At 61.2% G+C, this 6,438-nt stretch carries 8 protein-coding genes and 1 pseudogene; 7 read left to right on the top strand and 2 right to left on the bottom strand.

Features of this window, described 5'->3' with window-relative positions:
• The coding region (locus G455_RS0119925) for a transposase (RefSeq protein ID WP_028093634.1) at positions 1-247 on the bottom strand (247 nt) is incomplete at its 3' end.
• 60 nt (positions 248-307) lie between these two features.
• Between G455_RS0119925 and G455_RS27220 the strand changes: the two are divergent.
• From G455_RS27220 to G455_RS0119910, 3 genes and pseudogenes are all read left to right on the top strand, one after another.
• A pseudogene (locus G455_RS27220) lies at positions 308-2,435 on the top strand (FUSC family protein).
• A complete protein-coding gene (locus G455_RS0119915) occupies positions 2,432-2,641 on the top strand; it encodes a DUF1656 domain-containing protein (RefSeq protein WP_028095294.1) in 210 nt (69 codons plus the stop codon). Before G455_RS27220 ends, G455_RS0119915 begins: the two are co-directional and overlap by 4 nt.
• Positions 2,638-3,525: an efflux RND transporter periplasmic adaptor subunit gene (locus tag G455_RS0119910; RefSeq protein WP_035367086.1), complete on the top strand. Its 888-nt coding sequence runs from the start codon at positions 2,638-2,640 to the stop codon at positions 3,523-3,525. The genes G455_RS0119915 and G455_RS0119910 overlap by 4 nt, the downstream gene beginning before the upstream one ends.
• A 159-nt stretch (positions 3,526-3,684) precedes the next feature.
• On the opposite strand, the gene G455_RS24810 is transcribed toward G455_RS0119910, so the two are convergent.
• Complete coding sequence (locus G455_RS24810) at positions 3,685-4,404, bottom strand: helix-turn-helix transcriptional regulator (RefSeq protein ID WP_229861843.1); 720 nt, start codon at positions 4,402-4,404, stop codon at positions 3,685-3,687.
• Positions 4,405-4,472: 68 nt separating this feature from the next.
• On the opposite strand from G455_RS24810, the gene G455_RS0119900 reads away from it, so the two are divergent.
• From G455_RS0119900 to G455_RS0119885, 4 genes are all read left to right on the top strand, one after another.
• Complete coding sequence (locus tag G455_RS0119900; protein WP_028095292.1) at positions 4,473-5,075, top strand: superoxide dismutase; 603 nt, start codon at positions 4,473-4,475, stop codon at positions 5,073-5,075.
• 75 nt (positions 5,076-5,150) lie between these two features.
• The gene (fdxA, locus tag G455_RS0119895; RefSeq protein ID WP_028095291.1) at positions 5,151-5,489 is read left to right on the top strand and encodes a ferredoxin FdxA; all 339 of its coding nucleotides are present in this window, start codon (positions 5,151-5,153) and stop codon (positions 5,487-5,489) included.
• Positions 5,489-6,070: a flavin reductase family protein gene (locus G455_RS24805; protein ID WP_084437147.1), complete on the top strand. Its 582-nt coding sequence runs from the start codon at positions 5,489-5,491 to the stop codon at positions 6,068-6,070. The genes fdxA and G455_RS24805 overlap by 1 nt, the downstream gene beginning before the upstream one ends.
• The gene (locus G455_RS0119885) at positions 6,067-6,438 is read left to right on the top strand and encodes a DoxX family protein (protein WP_028095290.1); all 372 of its coding nucleotides are present in this window, start codon (positions 6,067-6,069) and stop codon (positions 6,436-6,438) included. The genes G455_RS24805 and G455_RS0119885 overlap by 4 nt, the downstream gene beginning before the upstream one ends.

The following is a 6,438-nucleotide window of genomic DNA, read 5'->3' as shown; positions in this document are numbered from 1 at the left end:
CGGCCGCCAGCCCCTCGAATATTCGGGCGAACACCCCCATCTCGCTCCAACGCTTCCAGCGGTTGTAGAGCGTCTTGGCTGGACCGTATTCCTTCGGTGCATCGCTCCAGCGTAACCCATTGCGGTTGACGAAGATTATCCCGCTCAGAACACGACGATCATCGACCCGTGGGCGGCCATGGCTCTTCGGAAAAAACGGCTCGAGCCGCGCCATCTGCTCGTCGCTCAGCCAGAAAAGATTGCTCACCACACCCTCCTATAGTTGGAGAGCGTGAATCACGCCGCCAGTGGCACCGCAAGCCGATTAATGGGTCCTGAGCCTAAGCAAAGTTTCCGCCGTCCTCGACACCCTCGAAGACAGGCAAAAAAACAAATGATGGTCCCTGGCGGCATCCGGGTGGAGCATGTGCTCTTCTCGCTCAAGACCTTCGGGGCGGGTATGTTGGCCTATTGGATTGCTCTGCAATGCGGTCTGCCCAACCCCTATTGGGCGATTGGCACGGTCTATATCATTGTCAGCCCCCTGTCCGGCGGCACCACGTCGCGTGCCGTCTACCGTTTGGCGGGGACCGTCCTTGGGGCGGTGATGATCGTCGTGCTGGTACCCAATCTGGTGTTCTCGCCGCTGCTACTGAGCGTGACGATTGCACTTTGGTGCGGGCTGTGCCTGTTCATCAGCATGCTCGATCGTTCCCCCCGCAGCTATATTTTCATGCTCGGGGGGGACACGGTTGCACTCAGTGGCTTCACTCTGGTGCAGGTGCCGGGCACAAGTTTCGATGTGGCCGTGGCGCGAGTCGAGGAGATTGCCATCGGCATTCTCTGCGCGGCAGTGATCTCTCGGGTGGTGTTCCCACAACATGCCGGTCCGGTTCTGGCACATCGGGTCGAAGGCTGGCTCGACAATGCCCGTAAACTGACGCGCGATGTCTTGACCGGCGAGGTAGACAGTGCGGTGCTTCGCGAAGAGCGTCATAAACTGGCCGCCGATGCGGTGGCGCTGCGTGGTTTTACTGATCAGGTCGAACATGAGGGCGCCGAGGGCCGCGTCATTGCCGAACGCATGGCCGCGCTGCAACAGCGGATGATTGCGGTGCTGCCTTTGCTCTCCGAGACCGAAGATCTTCTGGCGGCGCTCGGTCGGGATGCCTGTGCCTCTGCGGAGCGCAGCGCGATCTTGGAGCCGGTTGTGCGCTGGCTGATGCCGGGCACCTTTGACGCCTCTGCAGCCAAGGTGGAAACCGATGCGCTTTTGGCTGAGATCGACCAGGACAGGGCTCAATTGGAAGAGCGCGCGCGACTGGGGTGTTCTGCTGGCACTGCGTCTGACCGGTCGGCTCAAGGCGTTGGTCGAGGTCTGGGCGGATTGCGAAGTTCTGCGCTCCGATCTGTCCTCGGGCGAGGCCCATACGCTGCGCCGCAACCTAGCCACTCGGCACCGGCAAGGGCGGGAGCTGCATGTCGACTACGGCATCGCGCTGCGCTCGGCGCTCTCGGTGGTCATCGTTACACTGGTGGGCTGCGGCATCTGGAGCTGGTCCGGCTGGTCCTATGGCGCGGGCATTCCGCAGATCGGCTCCATCCTGTGCTGTGTTCTCGCAGCCATGGACAATGCGACGCCGGTGCTGCGCAAGGTGCTGACCTTTATGCTGATCGCGCTGGGCGCGGCCTTTCTGTATAAATTCGCGATCATGCCGCTGGTCGGCAGTTTCTATGCACTTGCCGTCGCTCTGGGGTTTGTGCTGATCCCCGCAGGCGTGCTTCTGGCGGTGCCCGCGACCTGGCTGATGGGCTTTCAGATCAGTGTCAATTTGATCTACATGCTGACACTGGACAACCATGTGACCACTGATTTCAACGCCTTCGCCAATGCCAGCCTTGCCACCTTTGACGGTGTGGCGCTGGCGATGATGACGCTCGCGACAGTGCGGGCGGTCAGCACCGAATGGAGCGTGGCGCGGTTGTTGCACTCAGGCTGGCGGGTTGTGGCTGACCTGGCCTCCGGCACGCGCCGGATCGATCCCGAACTGATCGCCGGGCGGATGACGGATCGGCTGGGCCTGATCGCGCCGCGTCTGGCGCTTTTGCCGGCGGGGTCGGAGGAGCAGGAAAACGACGTCTTGCGCGATCTCCGCGTCGGGTTGACTGTGCTCGAACTTCAGCGCATCCGGCGCGAAATGCCGCGCCGGGATCACAAACTTCTGGACGACCTGCTCGGCCAGATCGCCATGCAATATCAACAGGGCGCCGGAGGTCTCGCCAAGTGCAAGAAGGCGGTGGCCGAAACCCTCGACCGCTGTCTGAACGATGTGCTTTTCGAGGCGGGCCCTGAGTCCTCTCGCTTGTGCGACGCGCTTGTCGGACTGCGCAGCGGAGCCTGCCCAGGGCTTGCCCCACCCAAATTCACACTTCCCGCACGGAGGCTGATCGCATGAAACCGGATATCGACCTCTTCGGCATCTTCATCCCCTCGCTGCTGATTGCCGCGCTTGCCTGTTACCTCGTTTACCGGCTGCTACACGCCGGATTGGCGCGAACCGGGCTGTACCGACACGTCTGGCACCCCGCGCTGTTCGATGTCGCTCTTTACTTCACGGTTCTCGGAACTGTCATGCTTTGTCTGGAGCAAGCCGCATCATGATCTCCAAACTCAAACATAAGGCCGGAGGTTTCGCTCTGACCGCCGCTGTGCTCGTCTGCGCCTTGGTGCTCGGGAACCACCTCTGGGATTACTATGTCAACGCGCCCTGGACCCGGGACGGCAAGGTTACCGCAGATGTCGTGCGGGTCGCCCCCGAGGTCTCGGGGCCGATCCAGACCGTTTATGTGAGCGACAACCAACTGGTGCAGGCGGGCGATGTCCTGTTCGGGATTTCAAAGGAACGGTTTCAACTGGCCCTCAAGTCGGCGCAGGCCGACCTCGACACGGCACACGAAACCATGGTCTTCAAACTCGCGCAGGCCAAGCGTAATGCCACCCTGCGGGAGAAGGGGGCGATCAGTCAGGAAAGCGCTGAGCAAGTGGCCGAGGAGGCCGCTGCCGCCAATGCCGCCTATCGCAGCGCGGAGGTGGCGCTCGATGTTGCCAGGCTGAATCTCGAGCGCACCACCGTGCGCGCACCAGTGTCGGGCTATGTCACCAACCTGCACCTGCGTCAGGGCGACTATGCTATGGCGGGCACGGCCGCAGTCGCGCTTCTGGATGCCGACAGTTTTCGAGTGACAGGTTATTTTCGCGAAACCCAATTGGCTCGGATCGAGGTAGGCGATCCCGTCCGTATCGGCCTGATGGGCATGCAAAACGACCTGTCGGGACATATCGAGAGCTTCGGACGCGGCATCGCCGACAGCAACACTGCCCCCAATGCGCAGGGCCTGCCGTCAGTGGAGCCCGTGTTCACCTGGGTGCGGCTGGCGCAGCGTATTCCGGTGCGGATCGGGATCGACGAGGTGCCCGAAGGGATGGCACTTGCCGCGGGGATGACGGCGAGCGTTGCTGTCGAAGACGCTGGGGCACAGAAGTAGAATACGGGGGGATGAGGGCGAATGGCTTGGAGAGCGACGCGAGAGCGCCGATGTGCCGCAACAGTGATTTTCCGTGCGCGGGCTCTGTTGATGACGTGGACGAAAATGCGCTCGTCGCCGGAGGGCAGGCAGGCGGCTTCCGTCCTGTAAGGACAGTGCTTACCTCTGATCCGTTTCGTCGCGAGGCAGGTAATCCGGGCAATCATATCTGATCAGATAGCTGCACCGCCGCCCGCCGTTCACGATGTGCTCAAGCCGTTCCACAGTTGCGCCATGCCCCAGGACATTTTCGAAAACCGTCTTCTCGGCGCGACAAAAGCCCTGGCAGAAAATCGCCGCGGCGCAGATCGGGCAATGGTTTTCGATCAGGAGCATGGCATCATCGCCAGCCTCTTCCGCGACAGCCATATAACCTTCGCCCGAACGCAGCTCTGCAAGTTTCTCAACCCGCTCCTTCAAGCTGCTGCAAACCGCCATGGCGGCCGCATAACGGGACTGGGTGCTGCCCTCGCGGGCACCGATGATCCGGTCGAGCGCATCCTGGCCCAGCACGTCACGGATGGAGGCAAGCAATTCCACCGTCAGGGCCGCATGGCTGTCAGGGAAGCGAGATTGCCCTTTTTTCGTTAAATGCCAGTAGGTTGACGGGCGGCCTCGTCCTGAGGCGCGGCGTTCGTCCCGCACGACGCCCTCTTCCGCCAGTTTCGTAAGCTGCTGTCTTGCCGCTTCGCCGGTAATCCCGAGCTTTTCACCGATTTGAGATGACGTCAACGCGCCCTGCATCTTGAGCGTTATCAGGATGCGCTCGGCTGGGCCGCGGGGGGACCACGCATAATTTTCCAAGTCATCGCTTGACATATTGGTCTCAATGTTTTTCAAAGCTCATGCTTGATTAATTATCAAAATGAGTCGCCTAGCGCAAGCGCCGGCTCAGAAGGAGAGAGACAATGGCTTTCGAACTGCCCTCATTGACCTATGCACATGCCGCCCTCGCAGAACGCGGCATGAGCCAGGAAACGCTCGAACTGCACCATGACAAGCACCATCAGGCCTATGTCACCGCGCTCAACGGCTTCGTCGAGGCGAATGCCGACCTGCAAGGCAAGACGTTGGAAGACATCATCTCCCTGACCTATGGCGATCCGGCGCGTGCACCTGTCTTCAACAATGCAGGGCAGCATTGGAACCATATCCACTTCTGGAACGCGCTGTCGCCGGCCGGTGGTGCGATGCCGGGCAAGCTGGAAGCCAAGATCGTCGAGGCCTTCGGTTCCGTCGATCAGTTCAAGGATGCGTTCAAGGCCGCCGCTGTCGGCCAGTTCGGCTCGGGCTGGGCCTGGCTGATCCAGAAGGCCGACGGCACCCTGGCCGTGACCAAGACACCCAATGGCGTGAACCCACTGGCCACCGGCGAAGGCACCGCGCTGCTGGGCCTCGATGTCTGGGAACACAGCTATTACGTCGATTTCCGCAACCGGCGTCCGGACTACGTGACCAATTTCCTCGACAATCTGGCGAACTACGAATTCGCCGAAGCGAACCTCGCCTGAGCGGGGGAGGTGCGCCCTGCCAAGGCATCTCTCCCGCTCGCGGCCGGGCGGCCCCCTTCGAACTGGACGATCCCCATGACCTATGTCGTCACTGAAAACTGTATCGCCTGCAAATACATGGACTGTATCGAAGTCTGCCCCGTGGATTGCTTCTACGAGGGGGAGAACACGCTGGTGATACATCCTGACGAATGTATCGACTGCGGGGTTTGCGAGCCTGAATGTCCAGCCGATGCGATCCGCCCGGATACCGATCCCGGCATGAGCGAATGGGTGGCGTTCAACCGTAAGTATGCCGAGATCTGGCCGGTCATCACCCAGCACGGCGCGGTCCCGGAAAACGCCGATCAGATGGATGGCGTCCCGAACAAGCTGCAAACGTTGTTTTCTCCTAACCCGGGGAGTGGATCGTGATGTCCCTCGCTAATCGCCTTGCCGAGCGTGGCAATCCGCAATCGCCTTCCGACTTCGGCGGCGCCGTTGCCCAACAGGATTTTCGGGATGCCATGGCTTCTCTTGCTGCGACTGCCTGCCTCGTGACCGCCCAGGGCGAGGACCAGCGCCTTGGCAGGACCGTGACGGCGGCACTTTCCCTCAGCGTGACGCCCCCGGGGATCCTGATTTCCATTGATGCAGGTTCGGCGCTCGCCTCGCTGATCCAAAAGGTCGGGGCGTTTTCCTTCGCCATGCTTTCGGAAAGCCAGCAGGCGGTGGCGGACGCATTTGCCGGCAAAGTTGCCGCCGAACATCGTTTCGATCACGGCAACTGGCAAGACTGGCCCTCTGGGCAGCCGCGCCTCCTCGACTCTGTGGTGACGATGGACTGTCTCGTCATCACCGAGGTGAAACTGGCCGGACACATTCTTTTTACCGGTCAGCCGCGGCAGATCGCGAATGATGACAGTCGCTGGCCGCTGATCTGGCATCGCCGGCGCTACAATTCCGTCTGTCCGCTGGAATTGGTCGATCAAAGGGAAAAGGGAACAGCACCATGAGAAAAATATCCTGGCGGCACGTTTACGCGGGGCTTCTGAGCGCATTCTTCGTGCTCGGGGGAACTCTCAACATTTTCGCCTCTCCCGCAGTTCTCGCCGATTACAGCCGCTGGGGCTTTCCGGACTGGTTCCACATTGTCACCGGGCTTCTGGAATGGACGTCCGCGCTCTTGATGCTGTCACCGGCGCTCCGGCTTGTCGGCTGTGCCCTTGCCGGGGCGGTGATGACCTCGGCAGCGCTCACTGTCGTGCTGCATGGAGAATATCCGCATGCAATTCCGCCGGTGATCGTATTGGTGCTGCTTTGTCTCAATGCCTGGATGACCTGGCGTGCCCGGCGTTCGAAAGGGTTTTCTCCCGCCGGGTAA

The sequence above is a fragment of the Pseudodonghicola xiamenensis DSM 18339 genome, from assembly GCF_000429365.1.
GTDB classification, from domain to species: domain Bacteria; phylum Pseudomonadota; class Alphaproteobacteria; order Rhodobacterales; family Rhodobacteraceae; genus Pseudodonghicola; species Pseudodonghicola xiamenensis.
Note: the sequence above shows the minus strand (reverse complement) of the source record. Positions and strands in the feature narration are given on the sequence as shown.